19 protein-coding genes are annotated in these 20049 nt (G+C 68.1%); 16 read left to right on the top strand and 3 right to left on the bottom strand.

Translation table 11 applies throughout. The annotated features are described in order from the left end of the window. Positions 1–56: 56 nt before the first annotated feature. A complete protein-coding gene (gene coaD / locus ACWGIC_RS18370) occupies positions 57–539 on the bottom strand; it encodes a pantetheine-phosphate adenylyltransferase (protein WP_452077129.1) in 483 nt (160 codons plus the stop codon). Between the two features lie 52 nt (positions 540–591). Continuing rightward, positions 592–1158, bottom strand: coding sequence for a 16S rRNA (guanine(966)-N(2))-methyltransferase RsmD (rsmD, locus tag ACWGIC_RS18365; protein WP_452077128.1), 567 nt, complete (start codon positions 1156–1158; stop codon positions 592–594). A gap of 125 nt (positions 1159–1283) precedes the next feature. On the opposite strand from rsmD, the gene ACWGIC_RS18360 reads away from it, so the two are divergent. The 15 genes from ACWGIC_RS18360 to ACWGIC_RS18290 all read left to right on the top strand — a co-directional run bounded on the left by ACWGIC_RS18360 (position 1284) and on the right by ACWGIC_RS18290 (position 16701). Beyond that, complete coding sequence (locus ACWGIC_RS18360) at positions 1284–3407, top strand: HelD family protein (protein ID WP_452077127.1); 2124 nt, start codon at positions 1284–1286, stop codon at positions 3405–3407. A gap of 40 nt (positions 3408–3447) precedes the next feature. Further along, complete coding sequence (locus ACWGIC_RS18355; protein ID WP_452077126.1) at positions 3448–4443, top strand: LLM class flavin-dependent oxidoreductase; 996 nt, start codon at positions 3448–3450, stop codon at positions 4441–4443. Further along, positions 4443–5255 (top strand): alpha/beta fold hydrolase, encoded by an 813-nt coding sequence (locus ACWGIC_RS18350; RefSeq protein ID WP_452077125.1) that lies wholly within the window; start codon positions 4443–4445, stop codon positions 5253–5255. Before ACWGIC_RS18355 ends, ACWGIC_RS18350 begins: the two co-directional genes overlap by 1 nt. A 289-nt stretch (positions 5256–5544) precedes the next feature. Next, on the top strand, positions 5545–6318 hold the full coding sequence (locus ACWGIC_RS18345) for an MlaE family ABC transporter permease (protein WP_009074192.1): 774 nt from the start codon (positions 5545–5547) through the stop codon (positions 6316–6318). Then, entirely contained in the window at positions 6318–7160 is an 843-nt protein-coding gene (locus ACWGIC_RS18340) for an MlaE family ABC transporter permease (protein WP_134665503.1), read from the top strand. The genes ACWGIC_RS18345 and ACWGIC_RS18340 overlap by 1 nt, the downstream gene beginning before the upstream one ends. After that, positions 7157–8398, top strand: coding sequence for an MCE family protein (locus ACWGIC_RS18335; RefSeq protein ID WP_452077124.1), 1242 nt, complete (start codon positions 7157–7159; stop codon positions 8396–8398). The genes ACWGIC_RS18340 and ACWGIC_RS18335 overlap by 4 nt, the downstream gene beginning before the upstream one ends. Next, entirely contained in the window at positions 8395–9396 is a 1002-nt protein-coding gene (locus ACWGIC_RS18330; protein WP_452077123.1) for an MCE family protein, read from the top strand. Before ACWGIC_RS18335 ends, ACWGIC_RS18330 begins: the two co-directional genes overlap by 4 nt. Then, on the top strand, positions 9393–10376 hold the full coding sequence (locus tag ACWGIC_RS18325; RefSeq protein WP_452077122.1) for an MCE family protein: 984 nt from the start codon (positions 9393–9395) through the stop codon (positions 10374–10376). Before ACWGIC_RS18330 ends, ACWGIC_RS18325 begins: the two co-directional genes overlap by 4 nt. Next, complete coding sequence (locus ACWGIC_RS18320) at positions 10373–11371, top strand: MCE family protein (RefSeq protein ID WP_452077121.1); 999 nt, start codon at positions 10373–10375, stop codon at positions 11369–11371. The genes ACWGIC_RS18325 and ACWGIC_RS18320 overlap by 4 nt, the downstream gene beginning before the upstream one ends. Then, the gene (locus tag ACWGIC_RS18315) at positions 11368–12420 is read left to right on the top strand and encodes an MCE family protein (RefSeq protein WP_452077120.1); all 1053 of its coding nucleotides are present in this window, start codon (positions 11368–11370) and stop codon (positions 12418–12420) included. Before ACWGIC_RS18320 ends, ACWGIC_RS18315 begins: the two co-directional genes overlap by 4 nt. Beyond that, complete coding sequence (locus ACWGIC_RS18310; protein WP_452077119.1) at positions 12420–13625, top strand: MCE family protein; 1206 nt, start codon at positions 12420–12422, stop codon at positions 13623–13625. The genes ACWGIC_RS18315 and ACWGIC_RS18310 overlap by 1 nt, the downstream gene beginning before the upstream one ends. Next, a complete protein-coding gene (locus ACWGIC_RS18305; RefSeq protein WP_452077118.1) occupies positions 13604–14200 on the top strand; it encodes a hypothetical protein in 597 nt (198 codons plus the stop codon). The genes ACWGIC_RS18310 and ACWGIC_RS18305 overlap by 22 nt, the downstream gene beginning before the upstream one ends. 419 nt (positions 14201–14619) lie before the next feature. After that, entirely contained in the window at positions 14620–15090 is a 471-nt protein-coding gene (locus tag ACWGIC_RS18300) for a hypothetical protein (RefSeq protein ID WP_452077117.1), read from the top strand. 34 nt (positions 15091–15124) lie between these two features. After that, entirely contained in the window at positions 15125–15760 is a 636-nt protein-coding gene (locus ACWGIC_RS18295; protein WP_452077116.1) for a hypothetical protein, read from the top strand. Positions 15761–16089: 329 nt separating this feature from the next. Then, positions 16090–16701, top strand: a complete 612-nt coding sequence (locus tag ACWGIC_RS18290; RefSeq protein WP_452077115.1) for a DUF6801 domain-containing protein — start codon at positions 16090–16092, stop codon at positions 16699–16701. A gap of 399 nt (positions 16702–17100) precedes the next feature. Here ACWGIC_RS18290 and ACWGIC_RS18285 read toward each other — a convergent pair whose 3' ends face one another. Further along, complete coding sequence (locus ACWGIC_RS18285) at positions 17101–18237, bottom strand: RCC1 domain-containing protein (protein ID WP_452077114.1); 1137 nt, start codon at positions 18235–18237, stop codon at positions 17101–17103. A gap of 244 nt (positions 18238–18481) precedes the next feature. On the opposite strand from ACWGIC_RS18285, the gene ACWGIC_RS18280 reads away from it, so the two are divergent. Beyond that, positions 18482–19933 carry a DUF6801 domain-containing protein gene (locus tag ACWGIC_RS18280; RefSeq protein ID WP_452077113.1) on the top strand — a complete coding sequence of 484 codons (1452 nt, stop codon included), beginning with the start codon at positions 18482–18484 and terminating at the stop codon, positions 19931–19933. Positions 19934–20049: the final 116 nt, after the last annotated feature.

Here is a 20049-nt window from a genome sequence, read left to right as displayed (position 1 = left end):
GTAATCCGTTCAGGCTAAATCGGCCGCTGGACTGGCCTTGCGGCCGGACGCGGTACTCAGTCCTGTTTGGCGTAGACCGCGAGGAGGCGTTCGTGGACCACCGGCGGCACGAGGTTCTCGATGTCGCCGCCGAGCGCCGCGATCTCCTTGACCAGCGAGCTGGACACGAAGCCGTACGCCGGGTTGTTGGCCATCAGCAGCGTTTCGAGACCGGTCAGCTCGCGGTTCATCTGGGCCATCTGCAGCTCGTAGTCGAAGTCGCTGACCGAGCGCAGGCCCTTCGCGACCGCGGCGATGTCGTTTTCGCGGCAGTAGTCCACGAGCAGGCCCTGCCACGAATCGACGCGCACGTTCGGCAGCTTCGCGGTGATCTCGCGCAGGATCTCCATGCGTTCCTCGACGCTGAAGAGGCCCTTCTTGCTCTTGTTCACCCCCACCGCGACGACAACCTCGTCGAAGAGCGCCGAAGCCCGCTCGATGATGTCGAGATGTCCGTTGGTGGCCGGATCGTAAGAACCGGGACAGACCGCACGCCGCATGGCGCGGACGCTATCAAGCCACGCCGTCGCGCGCGCTCCCGTGACGACTGCGTCACACCTCAGATGAGCCCTCGTACTCCGCCCAGTACAGCGCCGTGTCGCCGTAGCGTTTGTCGCGAAGCGGCTTGAACGTCGACGGCCAGTCTGGAGCACCGTCACGCGCCGCCCGTTCAATCACTGCCAACGCGCCTTCAGCGAGCCAGCCGCCACTGTGCAGCGAAGCGAGCACGGTGCCCAGCGAAGCAGCGTCGACCGCGTACGGCGGGTCGGCGAGCACCACGTCGAACTGCGCCGGCGCGGGCGCGGCGACCACGGTCTCGACCTGGCCAGCTCGCACTGTGCCGCCTAGCCGCAAATCGGCAACGTTGCCGCGAAGCACGTCTGCCGCCCGACGGTCGGCTTCCACGAACCACGCGTCCGCGGCACCGCGCGAAAGCGCTTCGAGGCCGAGCGCGCCCGAACCGGCGTAGAGGTCGAGCACACGGGCCCCGTCCAGCTCACCGGCCACTTCGAGGGCGTTGAACAGCGCTTCCCGTACGCGCTCCGACGTCGGACGGGTGCCTTTGGGCGGCACCTTCAGCCGCCGTCCGCCCGCCGTCCCGGCCACGATCCTCGTCACCCGGCCATCTTCGCCCAAGGTCGCGATGTGGCGTTGGGCAGGACTTGCCGAACCCGCGCGCGCGGGCGCGTAGAGTCGTTCTTCGCCCTCCAGAGGCGAAGTCATGGTGTTCAAGGGAGCGTTGCGTGTCGGAACCCCGGGTGAGACGGGCTGAGATCGCCGTCGAGCAGGCACACGTCGACCGGGTCTACACGCGGCTCGCCGAGCTGCGGACCCAGGCCGAGGCGATGCGGGCCAAGGGCTACGAGCTCGGCCAAGGCGCCCAGCGCGAAGCGATCTTCGAGCAGGCGTCGATGCTGTTCGAACGCGACATGATGGTCTACCACGCGAACCAGACCCTGCAGACGCTCGACGCCGAGTACGAGGGCCTGGTCTTCGGCAGGCTCGACCACCTCGACCGCGAGCACATCTACGTGGGCCGTCTCGGCATCCGCGACACCGAGTTCGACAATCTGGTCACCGACTGGCGCGCGCCCGCCGCCGCCGCGTTCTACCAGGCCACCGCCGAAGAACCGATGGACGTCGTGCGCCGCCGGGTGATCCGCTGCTCCGGGCAGACGGTGCTGGACGTGGACGACGACGTGCTCATCGCCGACGCCGTGCCCGAGGACATGCAGATCGTCGGCGAGGGCGCGCTGATGGCCGCGCTCGGCCGCTCGCGCGGCGAGAAGATGCGCGACATCGTGGCCACGATCCAGAAGGAACAGGACGAGGTCATCCGCGCGCCGTGGCGCGGGGTCACCGAGATCACTGGCGGTCCGGGTACCGGCAAGACGGCCGTCGCGCTGCACCGTGCCGCGTACCTGCTGTACCGGCACCGCCGTCAGCTCGGCGGCGCGGGCGTGCTGGTGATCGGCCCCTCGGGCGTCTTCACGACGTATATCTCGCGCGTGTTGCCGTCGATGGGCGAAACGAACGTAGAGCTGCGCGCGCTCGGCGAAGTGCTCGACGGTCTCGAAGCGACGCGACAGGACACAGCCGCGCTAGCCGCCATCAAGGGTTCGCTGCGGATGCGAAAGGTGCTTCTGCGCGCGTTGCGCGACACCCCGCCCGAAGCACCGGCAGAGCTGAAGATCGTTTACCGCGGCGAAGTCCTGAAGCTCACCGCGCGCGAGCTGGAGAAGGTGCGGCGCAAGGCGCACACGCAGGGCGCGCCGCCGAACCGTTCGCGCGTACGCGCGGCAGAGCTGTTGCTGGCCGCGCTGGCGGACAAGGCCGAGGAGTACGCGAAGGCGGACGGCAAGGAGATCGACCGCGCGGAGCTGATCAACGATCTCGGCGAGCGCATCGACTTCCACCGCTTCCTCGTCGTGTGGTGGCCGGTGCTGTACCCGGCGCAGGTGCTCAAGTGGCTCGGCGCCGAGAAGCGGATGGCCGCGGCGTCGAAGGGCATCCTGAACCGGAACGAGATCAGCTTGCTGTCGGCCGATTTCGCGGACCGTTCGCGCGGCTGGTCGGTAGCCGACGTCGCGTTGCTGGACGAGTTGCGCGTGCTGGTCGGGCCGGAGCCGAAGCGCCGCCGTCGCCAGACGGTGATCGAGGCGGCCCCGGAGCGCGGCAGTTCCGGAGGCGCACCGCACCGTCCGGAGCACTACGACGAGTACTCGCACGTGGTCGTCGACGAATCGCAGGACCTTTCGCCGATGCAGTGGCGGATGGTCGGCCGGCGCGGCAAGTACGCGAGCTGGACCGTGGTCGGCGACCCGGTGCAGAGTTCGTGGCCGGACCCGGACGAGGCCGCGCAGGCACGCGACCAGGCGTTCGGCGTGAAAACCACACGACGGCGCTTCACGCTGCGCACGAACTACCGGAACTCGGCGGAGATCTTCGACCTGGCGGCGAAGGTCGTGGCCGGCCACGCGCAGGCCGACGAACTGCCCAAGGCCGTGCGCACCACCGGAATCGAGCCGGAGGTCCGGCCGGTCGATCAGGCCGCGCTGGCGACGGCGACGCAGACCGCGGCGAAGGAACTGCTCGGCGCGGTCGAGGGCACGGTCGGTGTGATCACTGCCATGGACCGCGTCGAAGAGGTCGAAGGCTGGCTGACCGGGCAGTCCGACGAGCGGCTCAAGGTGGTCGGGTCCCTCGATTCGAAGGGCCTCGAGTACGACGCGGTCGTGCTGGTCGAGCCGATGGACCTGGTCACCGAGTCCTCGACCGGGCGGCGGGTGCTGTACGTCGCGCTCACCCGGGCGACGCAGCAGCTGATCGTGCTGGCCTCGAACCCGGACTGGCTGCCGCACGCGTAAGCCGGGAAGGGAATCGCGGCCGCGCGCGTTACTGCTGTACGTGACTTCCCTGCCTGACGTGCCGCTGTCCGTGCTCGACCTGTCCCCCGTTTCCGAAGGGAAGGGGGTCGGCGAGGCGCTGCGCAACACGCTCGATCTCGCCCGCAACGCCGAGCGGCTGGGCTATCACCGGTACTGGCTCGCCGAGCACCACAACATGCCGGGCATCGCCAGCTCGGCCACGGCGGTGCTGATCGGGCACGTCGCGGACGCCACCGAGTCCATCCGCGTCGGCTCCGGCGGGATCATGCTCCCGAACCACGCGCCGCTCGTGGTGGCCGAGCAGTTCGGCACGCTGGAGGCGTTCCACCCGGGCCGGATCGACCTCGGCATCGGCCGCGCCCCTGGCACCGACCAGCGCACCGCGCTCGCGCTGCGCGGGCCGGGCGGGCTGTCCGCGGAGAACTTCCCCGAGCACCTGATGGAACTCATCGGCTACTTCGAGCCGGACGCGGCGCGCGGCGTCAACGCGGTCACCGCCGAGGGCAACAAGCCGCCGGTGTGGCTGCTGGGTTCGTCCGGTTTCAGCGCGCAGCTGGCCGGACAGCTGGGGCTGCCGTTCTCCTTCGCGCACCACTTCGCGGCCGAGAACACGCTGCCGGCGGTTCGGCTGTACCGCGAGAACTTCCGTCCGTCCGAGGTGCTTTCCGAGCCGTACGTGATGCTGGGCGTGCAGGTGATCGCCGCCGAGACCGACGAGCGCGCGGAGTATCTGGCCGGGCCGAGCGGGCTGACCTTCCTCAGCCTGCGCCGCGGCCGTCCGATCGCGCTGCCGACGCCGGAGGACGCCGCCGAGTACCCGTACACCGAAATGGACCGCGCGTTCCTCGCCGAGCGGTTCGGGTCGAGCATCGTCGGCGGGCCGGAGACCGTCCGGAAGGGACTGGACCAGCTGCTGGCCGACACCGACGCGAACGAGCTGATGATCACCACGATGGTGCACGGCCACGAGGACCGGGTGCGCTCGTACGAGATCGTCGCTGATTTGAAGCGCTGATGGAGATCTTCGACTGGCAAGGGAAGCACGGGCAGCGGGTGCGGTGGTCCCGGCAGGGTTCGGGGCCGCCGCTGGTCTTCTGCCACGGCACGCCGTGGTCGTCGAAGCTGTGGGAGCCGATCGCGTCGACGTTCGCGGCTGACTTCACCGTGTACCTGTGGGACATGCCGGGCTACGGCAGTTCCACGATGGCTGAAGGCCAGGACGTTTCGCTGGCCGCGCAGGGCGAGACTTTCGCCGCGCTGCTGGACCACTGGGGGCTCGAAGAGCCGGACGTGGTGGCGCACGACTACGGCGGCGCGGTCAGCCTGCGCGCGTTTCTGTTGCACGGCGCGGCTTACCGGTCGCTGGCCTTGGTGGACGTCGTCGCGCTCGCGCCGTGGGGTTCGGAGTTCTTCCGTTTGGTGGCGGAGAACGCAGCCGTGTTCGCGCAGCTGCCGCCGAATCTGCACGAAGCGCTGGTGCGGGAGTACATCGCCGGTGCCGCCCATCGTCCGTTGCCCGCGGAAGCGCACGACATGCTCGTCGCGCCGTGGCTCGGCGAGGCTGGGCAAGCGGCGTTCTACCGGCAGATCGCGCAGGCCGATCAGCGCTACACCGACGAAATCGAGCCGCGCTACCGCGACGTCAGTGTGCCCACGCACATTGTCTGGGGCACTGAGGACACCTGGATCCCGGTCGACCGCGCGCACCGGCTCGCCGGCATGATTCCGGGTGCCGGACTGGAATTAGTCCGTTCGGCCGGACACCTCGTCCAGCTCGACGCACCCGAGGCGCTCACCGCTTCCCTGCACCGCTGGCTCGCCCGCTGAAATCTCCGGAAACCGCCGCACCGGTATTTATTTTCCGGTGCTGACAACCGCATTCCCGGCAGTTGTCACAACCGCACAAGAATTCGGCGGTTACGCCGCCGTGACCCCGCGGACCGGGGCAAGTTCTTGTCTGCGGGCAAGGCCCTCGTTAGCGTACTGACCAGTAACGAAACCGCACGGTAACCCCGCCGACGTTTTCCTTCCGGACCGGTCCGCCAAACGGATCAGCACCGGAACGGACGTTCGGCGGGCATTCCGCCGTGCCCGGAAATCGCTGGGAGGTCGGGCGATGGCGTTTCCCGGCGCCGCGGCATTGCACCAGACCGGCCGGCTCTACGCACTGGGGCTTGACGTCGTCCGGTTGACGTTCCGCCGTCCGTTCCAGTTCCGCGAACTCGTGCAGCAGTTCTGGTTCATCGCGAGCGTGTCGATCCTGCCGACGGCGCTGGTGTCGATCCCGTTCGGTGCGGTGATCGCGCTGCACATCGGGTCGCTGACCACGCAGATCGGCGCGCAGTCGTTCACCGGAGCGGCGAGCGTGCTCGCGATCATCCAGCAGGCCAGCCCGATCGTGACCGCGCTGCTGATCGCGGGCGCGGGCGGCAGTGCGATGTGCGCCGATCTCGGTTCGCGCACCATCCGCGAGGAAATCGACGCGATGGAGGTGCTGGGGGTTTCACCGATCCAGCGGCTGATCGTGCCGCGAGTGCTGGCCGCGATGGGCGTCGCGGTGTTCCTCAACGGCATGGTCAGCGTGGTCGGCGTCCTCGGCGGCTATTTCTTCAACGTGATCATGCAGGGCGGCACACCGGGTGCGTACCTGGCGAGTTTCTCCGCGCTGGCGCAGCTGCCGGACCTGTGGATCAGCGAGATCAAGGCGCTGTTGTTCGGTTTCGTGGCCGCGGTCGTCGCGTCGTATCGGGGACTGAACCCGCGCGGCGGGCCGAAGGGTGTGGGCGACGCGGTGAACCAGTCCGTCGTCATCACGTTCCTGCTGCTGTTCGTGCTGAACCTGATCCTCACCACGGTGTACCTCCAGCTCGTGCCGCCGAAGGGAAGCTGATGGCCACCCCGACCCCGACGCGCGTGCTCGAAGCCATCGACCGCAGACTGGGCTTCCTCGACACTCTCGGCGACCAGATCCTGTTCTTCCTGCGCGCGCTCGGCTGGGTGCCGCGCGCGGTGCGCCGGTACCTGCGCGAGATCGTCCGGCTCCTGGCCGAGGTGAGCTTCGGCAGCGGCGCGCTGGCGGTGATCGGCGGGACCATCGGCGTAATGGTCGGGATGACCGTCGCGACCGGGACTGTCGTTGGGCTGCAAGGGTATTCGGCGCTGAACCAGGTGGGCACGTCGGCGTTCGCCGGGTTCATCTCGGCCTACTTCAACACGCGCGAGATCGCTCCGCTGGTGGCCGGGCTGGCGTTGTCGGCGACGGTCGGCTGCGGGTTCACCGCGCAGCTGGGCGCGATGCGGATCTCGGAGGAGATCGACGCGCTCGAAGTGATGGGCATCCCGAGCGTGCCATACCTGGTGACCACGCGGGTGATCGCCGGGTTCATCGCGGTGATTCCGCTGTACGCGGTGGGGCTGCTGTCGTCGTATCTCGCGTCGCGGCAGGTCACCGTGTGGGGCTTCGGGCAATCAGCGGGCACGTACGACCATTACTTCCTGCTGTTCCTGCCGCCCGGCGACGTGCTGTGGTCGTTCGGGAAAGTGCTGGTCTTCAGCGTGGTCGTGGTGCTGGCGCATTGCTATTACGGCTTCCGCGCGAGCGGCGGCCCGGCCGGTGTCGGGGTCGCGGTCGGCCGGGCGGTGCGGACGGCGATCGTCGCGATCAGCGTCCTGGACTTCTTCCTCAGCCTCGCGATCTGGGGCGCGACGACGACCGTGCAGGTGGCCGGATGAACCGGCGCTGGCACAAGACCGGGGTCCGCACCGCCGGGGTGCTGTTCCTGGCGGCGCTGTCGGCGTTCGTGGTGCTCACGGTGAAGATCTACAACAAAGACTTCACCACCACGGTCCCGGTGACGCTGCGGGCCGATCGCGTCGGCAACCAGCTGCGCGCGGGCGGGCAGGTGAAGGCACGCGGGGTCGTGGTCGGCGAGGTCCGGGGCGTGCGCGCGATCCGCGGCGGCGCGGAGATCTCGCTCGCGTTGGAGCCGGACCAGGTGAAATGGCTGCCGGTCAACGTCTCCGCGCTGCTGGTGCCCAAGACCCTCTTCGGCGAACGGTACGTGCAACTGTCCATTCCGGACACTGACCGGAAGCGGGCGTTGCGGGCGGGAGACGTGATCTCGCAGGACCGGTCGGCGAACGCGATCGAACTGGAGCGGGTCTTCGACAACCTGCTCCCAGTGCTGAAAGCCGTGCAGCCGCAGAAACTGTCGATCACGCTGACCGCGGTGTCCACGGCGCTGCAAGGCCGGGGCGCGGAGCTGGGACAGACCTTGGCGACCGCGTCGGACTACCTGCGGCGGTTCAACCCGAACCTGCCGCAGCTGGACCGCAACGTGCGCGATCTGGCCACCGTCACCCAGATGTACGGCGACATCGCACCCGATCTGCTCGACGCGCTCACCGATTCGTCAGTCACCCTCGGCACGATCAACGCGAAGCGCACTGACCTCGGCTCGCTGTATCAGCAGGTCACCGCGTCCTCGCGGGATCTCACCACGTTCCTACAGCAGAACCGCGACAACATCATCGCGTTGTCCGCGGACAGCCGCCGTCCACTCGAAATCGGCGCTAAGTACTCCCCCAGCTTCCCTTGCACTCTACAGGCGCTGACCGACTTGAAACCGTCGATGGACCGGGTCCTCGGCGCCGGAACGAAGGAACCCGGGCTGCACGTCGAGGTCACGGTGTCCAAGCCGCGGGGGAAATACGTGCCAGGCAAGGACGAACCCGCGTACACCGAGAAGAGCGGCCCGCGCTGCTACCCGAGCGGGGTGATGCCGAGTGCTGGAACTCCGGCGGCCGTGCCGTCGAGCGGCGACCTCGGCGTCGCGAATTCCCCGCAGGAGCAACAGTTCCTGGCTCCGCTGATCGCGCCCTCGCTGGGCATTTCGACCGCTGAGGTGCCGATGTGGAGCAGCGTGCTCGTCGGCCCGCTCTACCGCGGAACGGAGGTGACGGCGAAGTGAGAAACCTGGCCGCTCCGCTGGTCAAAAGCCTGATCTTCATTTTCGTCACCGTTCTCGCGACCGTCGTTCTCGCGTTGTCGATCACCGGCGGCTCGGTCGGCGGGAGCGAACGGTACGGAGCCACTTTCCTCGACGCCACCGCTTTGAACGTCGGGGACGACGTGCGGATTTCCGGGGTGAAGGTCGGGCAGATCGAGGGCCTCGACGTGGTGGACCACAACCGCGCGCACATCAGTTTCTCGCTGGAGAACGGCCGCACAGTGCCCGCCAACGTGACCGCCGTGATCAAGTACCGCAACATGGTCGGCCAGCGCTATATCGCGCTGGAACGCCCGCGCAACAGTTCCGGAGTGCTGCCGCCGGGCGGCGAAATCCCGCTGGACCGCACGACTCCCGCGCTCGACCTGACCGACCTGTTCAACGGCTTCAAACCGCTCTTCCAGGCACTTTCGCCCAAGGACGTCAACGATCTGTCCGGCGAGATCGTCCAAGTGCTGCAAGGAGAAGGCGGCACAGTAACCGAACTGCTGCAGCACACCGGATCGCTCACCAGCACGCTCGCCAGCCGGGACCGAGTGATCGGCGAAGTGATCGGAAACCTGAACTCGGTGCTGAAAACCGTGAACGGCAAGGGAGATTCGCTCGCGACGCTCGTGTCGACCCTGCGCCAGCTAGTGTCCGGGCTCGCCGAGGACCGCACGGCGATCGGCGACGCGGTGTCCGGCTTGGCCGAGCTGACGCAGTCCACCAGCGGGCTGCTCACCGAAATCCGGCCAGGGCTCAAAGACAGCATCTCCGGCCTCGACACGCTGACCCAGAACCTCAACCGGGGAGAGGCCGACGTGGACAAGGCACTGACCACGCTGCCGCGGAAGATGAACGGCATCGGCACGCTCGGTTCGTACGGCTCGTGGATGAACTTCTACCTCTGCAAAGCCGTCCTGGAATCGTCGCCGCCGCGCGGCGTGCCAGCCACCGCTGAGAGGTGCGGCGCGTGAAGTCGTTCCGGGAGCGCAACCCGCTCGTGCTGGGGATCGTCGGCAGCGTCGCGCTGGCCGCGGTGCTCACCGGCACGCTCAACTACAACCGCCTGCCGTTCCTCGGCGGCACCACCTACCAGGCCGAATTCACCGAGGCCGCCGGGCTGCAGGCGGACGACGAGGTGCGGATCGCCGGGATCAAGGTCGGCGAGGTGTCCGAAGTGGACCTGGACGACGACCACGTGCTGGTCAGCTTCCGGGTCAAGAACGCCTGGATCGGCGACCGGACGTCGGCGCAGATCAAGATCAAAACGCTGCTGGGCCGGAAGTTCCTCGCCCTCGACCCGGCAGGGCGGGCGGAGCAGAACCCGGACCAGCCGATTCCCCGCGACCGCACGGTGACTCCCTACGACGTGACCGACGCGTTCAACGGCCTCGCCGACACCGCGGGCGCGATCGACACGAAGCAGCTCGCGAGCAGTTTCTCCACGATCAGCGACACCTTCCGCAACTCCCCGCAGCACGTCCGCACCGCGCTCGACGGGCTCAGCGCGTTGTCGAAAACGATCTCGTCGCGCGACAACGAGATCTCCGAACTGCTGTCCAACGCGCGCAAACTGACCACCACCATCGCCAACTCGAACGACGACTTCGAAAAGCTCGTCAAGGACGGCGACCTGCTGCTCACCGAACTGGACCACCGCCGCGACGCGATCCATCAGCTGCTCGTCGGGACCCAGCAGCTCGCGAAGCAGTTGTCCGGGCTCGTTTCGGACAACACCGCTCAGCTCGCGCCGGCGTTGCGGCAGCTCGACCAGGTGACCGACCTGCTGCAACGGCAGGACACGAACCTCGCGCAAAGCCTCAAGCTCGCCGGGCCGTACTTCCGCGTGCTGAACAACGCCGGGGGCAACGGCCGCTGGATCGACAGCTACCTGTGCGGCCTCATCCCGGAGAACCGCGATCCCTGCATCCCGCCGCTGGGAGGCCCGAAATGACCACGCGCGCTTACCGTTTCGTCGTCTACCTGCTGGTGCTGGCCTTGGTGATCTGCGGCGTGATGTGGTGGGTGTTCTCCGGCTCCGGCCGGTACCGCGTCACGGCGTACTTTTCGCGGGCCGTCGGCGTCTACAGCGGTTCCGACGTCCGGGTGCTCGGGGTGAAAATCGGCGAGGTCACCGCCGTCCTTCCGCAGGGCGGCCAGGTCCGTGTCGACTTATCGGTAGATCCACACGTCGCGGTCGCCGCCGACACGACCGCGCTGGTCATCGCCCCGAGCGTGGTCGCCGACCGCTATGTCCAGCTGGGCAAACTCGCCCGCAAGGGCCCGCGGCTGGCCGACGGCGCGGTGATCGGCACCGACCGCACGGGCACGCCGGTGGAGCTGGACCAGCTGTACTCGAGCCTGGACACCCTGAGCAAAGCGCTCGGCCCGAACGGCGCGAACTCCCACGGCGCGCTGTCCGATCTCCTCCGCACCGGCGCGGCGAACCTGGACGGCAACGGCAAGGCGTTCAACACCTCCGTGCGCGACTTCGCCCGCCTCGCCCGCACGCTGTCCGGAAACTCGGCGGACCTGTTCGGAACGGTCGACGAACTGCAGAAGTTCACCACCATGCTCGCCACGAACGACCACCAGGTCGCGGACGTGAACCAGCAGCTGGCCAAGGTGTCGGCCACCCTCGCGGAGAACCGGGGCGAACTGTCCGAAGCCCTGCGCTCGCTCGGCAGTGCGCTGGCTTCCGTCCAGGGCTTCATCCGGGACAACCGGGCCGCCATCAAGTCCAATGTGGACAAGCTGGCGAAGACGACCCAGACGCTGGTCGACCAGCGGGCTTCCCTGGCCGAGGCGCTGGACGTCCTCCCGCTGGCCGCTTCGAACGTGCTGAACGCGTTCGATCCGGAGACCGGACGTCTGCAGGGCCGCGCTGACCTGCTGGAATACCTGCCGCTGCCCACCACGGGCGTGGCCGTGACGGGAGGCGGCCGATGAAGGCGCGACGGCTTTTCCTGGCGCTGGCGGTGAGCACGCTGGCCGGCTGTTCGGCACCCGGCAATTTCCGCGGCGTCTACGACCTCCCGCTCCCCGGCGGCGCGGACCTCGGCGCGCATCCGTACGAGGTCACCGTCCAATTCGCCGACGTCTTGGACCTGGTTCCGCAGGCCGCGGTGAAGGTGGACGACGTCCCGGTCGGGCGAGTCCAATCGATCCGGCTGGGCGCCGACGGCTGGACCGCCGAAACCGTCCTGGCGGTAAACGGCGACGTCCACCTGCCCGCGAACGCGATCGCCCGGCTGCGGCAGTCGTCTCTTCTCGGCGAGAAATTCGTCGAGCTGGCCGCGCCCGTCCAATCGCCTTCCGGGCAGCTGGGCGACAAAGCCGTGATCCCGGTGTCGCGAACCAACCGCAACCCGGAGTTCGAGGAGATTTTCGGCGCGCTGTCGCTGCTGCTCAACGGCGGCGGGATCGAGCAGCTGCAGACGATCAACCGCGAACTGACGAAGGCCATGGACGGCAACGAGGAGGAGATCCGCAGCTTCCTGTCCGGGGTCGACCAGCTGATGACGAACCTCGACGCGCACCGCCGCGACATCACCGCCGCGCTGGACGGCCTCAACCACCTCTCGGCGTCGCTGGCCGACCGGAACGAGCAGATCGCCGACGCCCTCACCGACCTGACCCCGGGGTTGAAGACCCTCACCGACCAGCGGCCGCAGCTGGTCACGATGCTGCAATCGCTGGACCAACTGTCCACGGTGGCCACTGACGTCGCGAACAAGAGCCGCGACGACCTGGCCGCCGACCTGCGCGCACTCGCCCCCATCCTGCGGCGGCTGGCCGAGGCCGGGCAAAACCTGCCCAAGGCGCTGGAAATCCTGCCCTCGTTCCCCTTCACCGACGCCGTGCTGGACGGGATCAAGGGCGACTACCTGAACGTCTACGCGTCGGTGACTCCAGGCCCCGGAGTCCCGCTGCCTCCGCCGGGCCAAGGCGTCCCGCCAGGTCTTCCGACGCTGCCGCTTCCGTCCGGAGGCCGCTGATGCTCACCAGACGGATCCGGCTCCAAGTCATCGCCTTCGTCGTAGTCGCGTTGGCCGCGACTTCCTTCGTCGGCGCGAAATACGCCGGAATCGCGCGCCTGTTCGGGGCCGGGAGCTACACCGTGCGCCTGGAACTTTCCGAAGGCGGCGGCATCTTCACCAACGGCGAGGTCACCTACCGGGGCGTGGCTGTCGGCCGGATCGGCCAGCTGCGCCTGACCGAACACGGCATGGAAGCGGACTTGCTGCTGGACACCTCCGCGCCGAGGATCCCTTCGAACTCCCGCGCCGTCGTCGCGAACCGCTCCGCCGTCGGCGAGCAGTACGTCGACCTCCAGCCGTCGAACGACCGCGGCCCATACCTGGAAGACGGCAGCGTCATCCCCCGCAGCTCGACCACCCTGCCGCTGCCCGTGCAGACGTTCCTGTCCGATGTGGACTCACTGACGGCTTCGGTGCCGACCGAGGACCTGCGCACCGTGGTGAACGAACTGGACAACGCGTTGCAGGGCACCGGCCCGGACCTGCAACTGCTGATGGACACCGCGAGATCGTTCACGAACTCCGCGTCCACCCACCTGCCCCAGACAACAAAACTCATCAATGACGGCTCGACAGTGCTGAAAACGCAAGCCGCGTCCTCGACGGCCTGGCGAGACTTCAGCCGAAACGCCCGCCTGTTCGCCGCGCAACTCGCTTCCTCGGACGGCGACCTGCGGCAACTGATCGCCACCGCCCCACCCGCCGCTTCGCAGGTGACGGGCTTGCTGCGGGACACCAGCCCCGGCCTGCCGATCCTGCTGGCAAACCTCCTCACGACGGCGGACGTCTTCAGCGTCCGCACGGACGGCCTGGAGCAAATGCTGGTGACCCTCCCGAAAACCGTGGCCGCGACCTCCTCCGCCATCACCCCCGACGGCGGGAAACTGTCGCTGGCCTTGACATTCTTCGACCCGCTGCCGTGCCGGAAAGGGTACGAGAGCACGAAAGTCCGCAGCAGCGCGGAGCTGCCGGTGCTTCCGTTCAACACTTCCGCCGCCTGCACCCTGCCTGCTGGGGACCCGTCCTCGGTGCGCGGTTCGCAGAACGCCCCGCGCGCCGGGGTGCCGGAACCTGCCCGGCCCGGCGGCCTTCCCGGCGTGGCTGCGGGACTTCCGACCTCGACTGATCTGGAGGAGATGCTGTGGCTACGCCAGGGAAACTGACGGTCGCTTCTCTTTCTGACGGTGTCTCCTCGCCGCCTGCCGCTTCCCGTCCCTCCGATACTTCCGCTTCCCCCGCATCCCTGGCCAAATCCCGCCGGACCCTGACGTGGACCGCCGGAATCGCCCTGACCGCAGCAGCCGCTTTCGCCGCCTGGTCAGCCTGGTCGTGGCACTCCGCCGCGACCGCCCCCGCCTCCACCGCGGGCGCGGCCAGAGACGAGGCCGTCACCGCCGGCAGTGCCTTGATCACCACCGTCACCACCTTCGACCCCCAGCACCGAGACCAAGCCCTGACCCACTGGCAAGCCGCGACGACCGGTGCCCTCCAAACGTCCCTGCCCACCAGCGTCCCCACCGACGGCTCTGCGACGACCGGCCACGTCCTCGACGCCGGACTCTCCGACCTGGACGCCGACGCAGGCACCGCGAAACTCCTCGCCTCAGTGGAAATCACCGTCACCAAAGACGGTGCCGCACAACCCGTCCGCCGCACCCGCCTGGCAGCGACACTGGCCCGGACGGCGTCCGGCTGGAAACTCAGCTCGCTGGAGCAGCTGGGGGTGGCTGGATCATGAAGCTCGCCCTGCGCTGGTCGAAGTCACGGACCGAGCCTGCTGGGGTTTCTGCTGCAGCAACGGAGGCCGAAGAACCGCCTGCCGTCACGGCGGAAGACGCTCGCTCAGCCAGCGGGGTCGCTCAACCGTCCCCGCTTTCTGGCTCAGCTCCTCAGCAGTCCGCGACGACTTCCGAGTCAGGCCAAGCGCACACCGACGCCGGGGCGGTCCGACCTCCCGTCGCCGAGCCCAAAGCCGCCCAGTCCTCTACCGCCCAGCCCGCTGCGGCCGATCCCGTCGATGCCGAGCCGATTCCCGCTGTTGCCAGCTCCCCTCCCGCCAACGCCGAGCCGACTCCCTCCCCTTCCACCCCAACTCCCGCAGATCCCAACCCCTCCCCCTCTCACCACACGCGCCGCCTCCCCGCCCTCCTGCTCGCCTTGACCGTCCTCCTCACCGCCACCGGCATCTGGTGCACCGTCGAAGCGCGCTCGACCACCGCGTCCGCCACCGCCTCGAATCACGCGCTGACCGACCAGCCCGCCACCGCCGCGGTCACCTCCGCGATCAGCCTCTCCCTCAACAAGATCTTCTCCTACACCTACGACAAAACCGACGTCACCGAGAGCGCCGCCGCGACCCTGCTCCGCGGCCAGGCCCGCGATTCCTACGAAAAGCTCTTCGCCCAGGTCCGCACCATGGCCCCGAGCCAGCGCCTGACCCTCACCTCGCGAGTCTCCGCGACCTCCGTGCAGCAACTCACCGACGACCACGCACAGTTGCTCGTTTTCCTCGACCAGTCCGCCACGAGGGGGAATTCCACCACTCCGGAAACTGCCGCGGCACAACTGTCCGTCACCGCTCAGAAAATTGACGGAAACTGGTACGTCACCGATCTCGTGCCCCGATGAAATTCTATTCAATCATCGCCGAAGGAGTACCGTCATGCCCATTTCCCGGATCTTCCGTACCGGCGTGCTCGCGGCGGCCGCCGCGACCGCGGTCAGCCTCGCCGCCGCCGTTCCCGCGTCGGCGACCGAAATACCCATTCCGATCTCGTACTCGGTGACCGGCAGCACGGTCGTGAAGAAGACCGGCAGCACCCTTGACCTCGGACCCGGCAGTCTCGCCGGGAATCTTCTGGTCGACGACCAAACCGGAGCGGTCGGCCTCAACGCCAATCTGCAATTGCCGCCGGCGACCGCGCACATTTCGCTGCTCGCGGGCGGGTTCAAGATCAAGGCGAAGGTCACCGTCACGCCGACCGCGCCCGCGACCGGCACCCTCGCGAACGGCACCCTCACCACCCACGAGACCGCGAACATGGAGATCAGCGACATCTGGGCGGGCCCGATCGTGCCGATCTTCCCGGTGCCGACCGTGCCCGGAAGCTGCACGACCGTCAAGCCGATCGACCTGAACCTGGCCGCGGCGAACGTCGACATCACCAAGCCGATCACGCTCACCGGCAATTACACCATCCCGGACTTCAAGAACTGCTTCATCGCCGATCTCGCCCTCGGCGCGCTGGTGTCCGGACCGGACAACACGATCTCCCTGACCTTGACCTCGAAGAACTGATCCGCCCCGCGAAAACGGAGTGCCGGAACTGTTTCCGGCACTCCTTTTTCGCATACCCGATCTTCGCCGAATTGTCACGCTCGCACGAAACGCCGATACGGTTTACCCCCTCGATGACAAAAGAATCGGTCCAGTCGCCGACCCGCGGAACAGGCGCGGACCAGGGTTGTTGCTGACTGAACTCGCGGGTAACCTTGGGCTCGCGGCCGGTATTTCCACCGAGCCGATCCCCGTTCCCGAAACCTGTTCCGGAGCGGAATACGCGGAAACCTCCGTCCCCACTGCGCAGGATCGCCGCGAAAACTGCAGTCCGATCTAAGGAGAATGGTATGCCCCGGCTCAGCAAACTGTCCACGGGCGTGGTGACTGGTGTCGCCGTAGGCGCGATCGCGGTCCTGACCGCAGGCACGGCCTCGGCCGCCACCGCGACCTACCAGGCCGGCCCCGCGAACTACAGCTGCACATTCCCGGCCATCCCGCCGCAGAACGTGTCGGTCACCGCGCAGTTCGACGGCCCGGACACGATCCCGGTCAACGGCACCACGACGCCCGCCAACGTTTCCGGCACCGCGACGATCACCGCGCTGGTCCACGCGCTGCTCACCGCCGCGGGTTACGACGGCATCCGCGGCACCGCCGACGTCCCGATCACCGCCGACAACGGTTCGCTGTCCCCGTCGTCCGCCTCCGGCCTGCAAATCCCGGAGCAGATCTACCCGGCTGGCGGCGCGATCACGGTGCACATCGCGCAAACGTCGACGTCGTCGATCCCGACCTACACCGCGCCGAGCAGCCCCGGCACGGTGACGTTCGGCCTCGACACGTCGCTCTCCGCCCAGCTCGAGTTCCACAAGCCGTCGGACAACAGCTGGACCCCGTGGACCATGACGTGCACCGCCCCGTCGGGCACCGACTTCAGCCCGTCGGGAACCATTTCCTGACCCATTCCGGCGGAGGGGCGGCCGAGCGCCGCTCCTCCGTTGTCGTTTCCGGACCGCGGCCAGGCCCCGGCAAGTACCCGGTTCGTCAGCGGGAATCAGCTGGAAGCGCCGGAACTTTCAGACGCGAGACGGGGATCGAGCGGCTGTCCTCGCGCTCTTCGGCGCAGGCACCGGTCCGGCGGCGAGGAGTCACACCCGCACCGGCAACGGCCAAGCCCCAGCCCATCCACTCTCGCCTCAGCGATGAGACCCGCTCCCGTCCGACGTTCAGAGAACCGCCCCTCTGCTGATACAGCGAGCAGGAAAAGGCCCGTATTCTCTTTCAATAGAACAGAAACTGGCTCCCGGCCAGAGACCGGGAGCCAGCACTATTCACCGCTAGGGAACTGCCCGCCAGCGTCAATGGCGGCAAGGCACCGACCGGTCAGTGATCACAAGGCCGAACTCATAACCCGCCGACAGACCGGTGACCGGCCCGCACACCGGCGGCTTCGGCACTGTCGCCTGGTTATACGAGTTGTTGCCCCAGGCGACCAACGACCCGTCCGCCTTGACCGCCAGGTTGTGGTTCCACCCCGCGTCGATGGCGACCACCCCGCTCTTCGCCGCCGCGGGCACGTTGGTCTGGCCATAGTTGTTGTGTCCCCAGGCGATCACCCCGCCGTCTTTCAGCGCGAGACTGTGCTCGTACCCGGCTGATATGGCAGTGACCCCCGACTGAGCCGCCACGGGAACCGTCGTCTGGCCGAAACCGTTGCTGCCCCAGGCAAGCACGGACCCGTTCTTCAGTACGAGGTTGTGGTCCCCGCCCGCTGAGATCGCGTCGACGCCGGACTGGGCGAAGTCCGGCACGTCCGCCCGGCTGCCCCAGCTCACCACTTGGCCGTTGCGCAGCAACGCGAGACTGTGCACCGTGCTGGCGGAAATCGCGGTGACCCCGCTGGACACCGAGGCCGGAAGCTCCGTCTGGCCGTACCAGTCGTTCCCCCACGCGTACACCTTGCCGTTCTTGAGGCCAAGGCCGTGCAGCCAGCCCGCGGCGATCTGCGTGACGCCGGACGCGAGGTCCACCGGCACCTCGCTTTCGCCGAAATTGTTGTCGCCCCAAGCGAGGACGGCACCGTTTTTGAGCGCCAGCCCGAACAATCCGCCCGCGGAAACTGCGGAGAGGCCCGAGGTGGTGGCCGCGGGCAGTCCCGACATGCCGCGGGTCCCCCACTGGTAGATGCCTCCTGCCGCTGTCAGCTGCGGGACGTTCGCCGCACCGGCCGCACTTCCCGCGCCCGGCTGCGATCCAGCCGCACTGCCCGCCGCCCCCGGTTGCGCCGCGGTCACCGTGCCCGCCGCGTTGCCTGCCGCCCCTGGCTGCGCTGCGGCCGTGGTCCCAAGCTGCGCTGAGGTCACGACACCCGCCGCACTCGTCTGCAATGCGTTCACCGCGACAGCCGGGCCGCTCGACGCCGCCCCCGCCCCCACCACGACGACTGCGGCGGCCGCTGCCGCACCCTTGCCCCATCGCCGGTGTCCGGCCGCCATCGCAGCTCCTTCCTCCGTGCTTCTCGCGAAGATGATTCCAGCCCCTGGGCCCTTCGAGGCGAATGCGCGGATTCTTTGTCAGAATCCGATGAAAACCCGGTGCCGAACTAGCCCATGAATCTAAGAAAACCCCTTGCGGACAACGGAAATCTGCCGTCTCCCGACCACGCTTGCGCACCGGTAAAACTCACCGGTAACTTCGCTCGGAAGCCATTCTCTGTGCCGAGCGGCGAGGAGGCGCATCATGCCGGAATCACGCGGGCGCTCCGCCCGCCGCCCGGCCCGCCGGGGTGCTTTCGCCGCCCTCGCAGTCCTAGGCGCCCTGTCGATCGGCACCGGTGCGCTCACCGGCGTCAGCTCCGCCTCGACCGAGACCCCGACGCCGGTCGCCGCCCCGCCCCCGTCGTCGGCCGGTGAGCAGCAGGTCAGCAAGGACGTGGTCCTTGATTGCCCATTCGCCGCCCCCGCCGGCTCCCAGCAGATCACCCTCACCGCCTCCGCCACAGTGCCCGCGACCGTGCAGGTCGGGTCCGGGCTGAAATTCCGTTCCCTGACCGCGTCCTTCACGCTCCCCCATGCCGTCGCTACCCAGCTGGTGCCGACGGCCGCAGACGGCATCCGCGGCGGTCTCACCCTTGACCTGACCGCGCATCAAGGCGACCGACGCACCGCGATCCCCACACCGTTCACGATCGCCGAGACCCCGTTGCCGGAAAACGGCGACGTCAAGCTCACCGCGACCGCAGACCTGCCGGAACAGGCGATCACCGTCCCCGGCAAGGTCAGCTTCGACATCGGTGCCCCGACCATCGCCTTGAAACCGGCTGCCGAAGGCGCTGCCGAGGCGACCCCCGTCACCTGCACCGTCCTCCCGGACCAGACGACCACCCTGGCGTCGATCCTCGCCACCCAGGTGCCCGCTGCCCCCGCAAGCCCAGGCAAACCGAGTCCTCCGCCTTCGCCTGCGCCGCCCGCAGCCGGCCGCAACGCGGTCACGCCGAAGGACGACGGTTTCCCGCTCATCACCCCGCTCAACTACGTCCAGGTCACGGCGACCTCGTCGGTCTACCGGCTGGGCGCGACCGTCACCAGCAACCGGACCGGGGTGCTCAACGGATCCTGGACGGTCATCCTGGACCCGCCTGACTACATCCCGCGCGACCCGAGCACGATCTCCGGCGTCGTCGGCTTCCGTCCGGTCGACGCGACCTTCCTCGGTTTCGGCTTCGTTCCGGTGACCGCCACTGTCGAGTTCTTGCCCGTCGACTACCACAATTCCAAGCTGATCGACCTCACCGGCCAGCTCTGGGGCGGCGTCCGCCTGACCACTCACGTCCAGGTGATGGCCCGGATGAGCAACGCCAGAATCAACGGCGAACCGCTGGACCTCGGCCCGGACTGCGTCACCGCCAAACCGGTGTCCCTCAACCTGTCCGGCAAATACAACGCCACGACGGGCGGCATCATCAGCACCGACCCGAATTCGCCCGATCCCGACTACCGCGGTTTCGCCCTGCCGCCGTTCGTCCACTGCGGCACCGCCGAACCGCTCGAGCCGCTGCTCACCGGCATGGCCTCCACCACGGCGAATCTCAACCAGGCCAAGGTCGTCAACGTCAACTTCGTCGAATGCGCCTCGAACAAGTTCCCGGATCACAAGAAGTGCCCGCCGATCCCCGACAAGCCGCCCAACTAAACGCGAACACCGGACGAGCTGCCCGGAACGGCTGGGGGTGCGGGGCAGCGAGCACGCCGGTATTCGTTACGCGTGGCTCCGGTCTTCGCGGGAACAACGGCTTTCGCCGGTTAGCG

This window comes from Amycolatopsis sp. NPDC054798, assembly GCF_053611505.1.
Note: the sequence above shows the minus strand (reverse complement) of the source record. Positions and strands in the feature narration are given on the sequence as shown.

Coding starts and splice junctions, on each gene's coding strand:
- coaD (WP_452077129.1), bottom strand. CDS start 539: ATGCGGCGTGCGGTCTGTCCCGGTTCTTACGATCCGGCCACCAACGGA.
- ACWGIC_RS18350 (WP_452077125.1), top strand. CDS start 4,443: ATGGAGATCTTCGACTGGCAAGGGAAGCACGGGCAGCGGGTGCGGTGG.
- ACWGIC_RS18345 (WP_009074192.1), top strand. CDS start 5,545: ATGGCGTTTCCCGGCGCCGCGGCATTGCACCAGACCGGCCGGCTCTAC.
- ACWGIC_RS18340 (WP_134665503.1), top strand. CDS start 6,318: ATGGCCACCCCGACCCCGACGCGCGTGCTCGAAGCCATCGACCGCAGA.
- ACWGIC_RS18335 (WP_452077124.1), top strand. CDS start 7,157: ATGAACCGGCGCTGGCACAAGACCGGGGTCCGCACCGCCGGGGTGCTG.
- ACWGIC_RS18320 (WP_452077121.1), top strand. CDS start 10,373: ATGACCACGCGCGCTTACCGTTTCGTCGTCTACCTGCTGGTGCTGGCC.
- ACWGIC_RS18315 (WP_452077120.1), top strand. CDS start 11,368: ATGAAGGCGCGACGGCTTTTCCTGGCGCTGGCGGTGAGCACGCTGGCC.
- ACWGIC_RS18310 (WP_452077119.1), top strand. CDS start 12,420: ATGCTCACCAGACGGATCCGGCTCCAAGTCATCGCCTTCGTCGTAGTC.
- ACWGIC_RS18295 (WP_452077116.1), top strand. CDS start 15,125: ATGCCCATTTCCCGGATCTTCCGTACCGGCGTGCTCGCGGCGGCCGCC.
- ACWGIC_RS18290 (WP_452077115.1), top strand. CDS start 16,090: ATGCCCCGGCTCAGCAAACTGTCCACGGGCGTGGTGACTGGTGTCGCC.
- ACWGIC_RS18285 (WP_452077114.1), bottom strand. CDS start 18,237: ATGGCGGCCGGACACCGGCGATGGGGCAAGGGTGCGGCAGCGGCCGCC.
- ACWGIC_RS18280 (WP_452077113.1), top strand. CDS start 18,482: ATGCCGGAATCACGCGGGCGCTCCGCCCGCCGCCCGGCCCGCCGGGGT.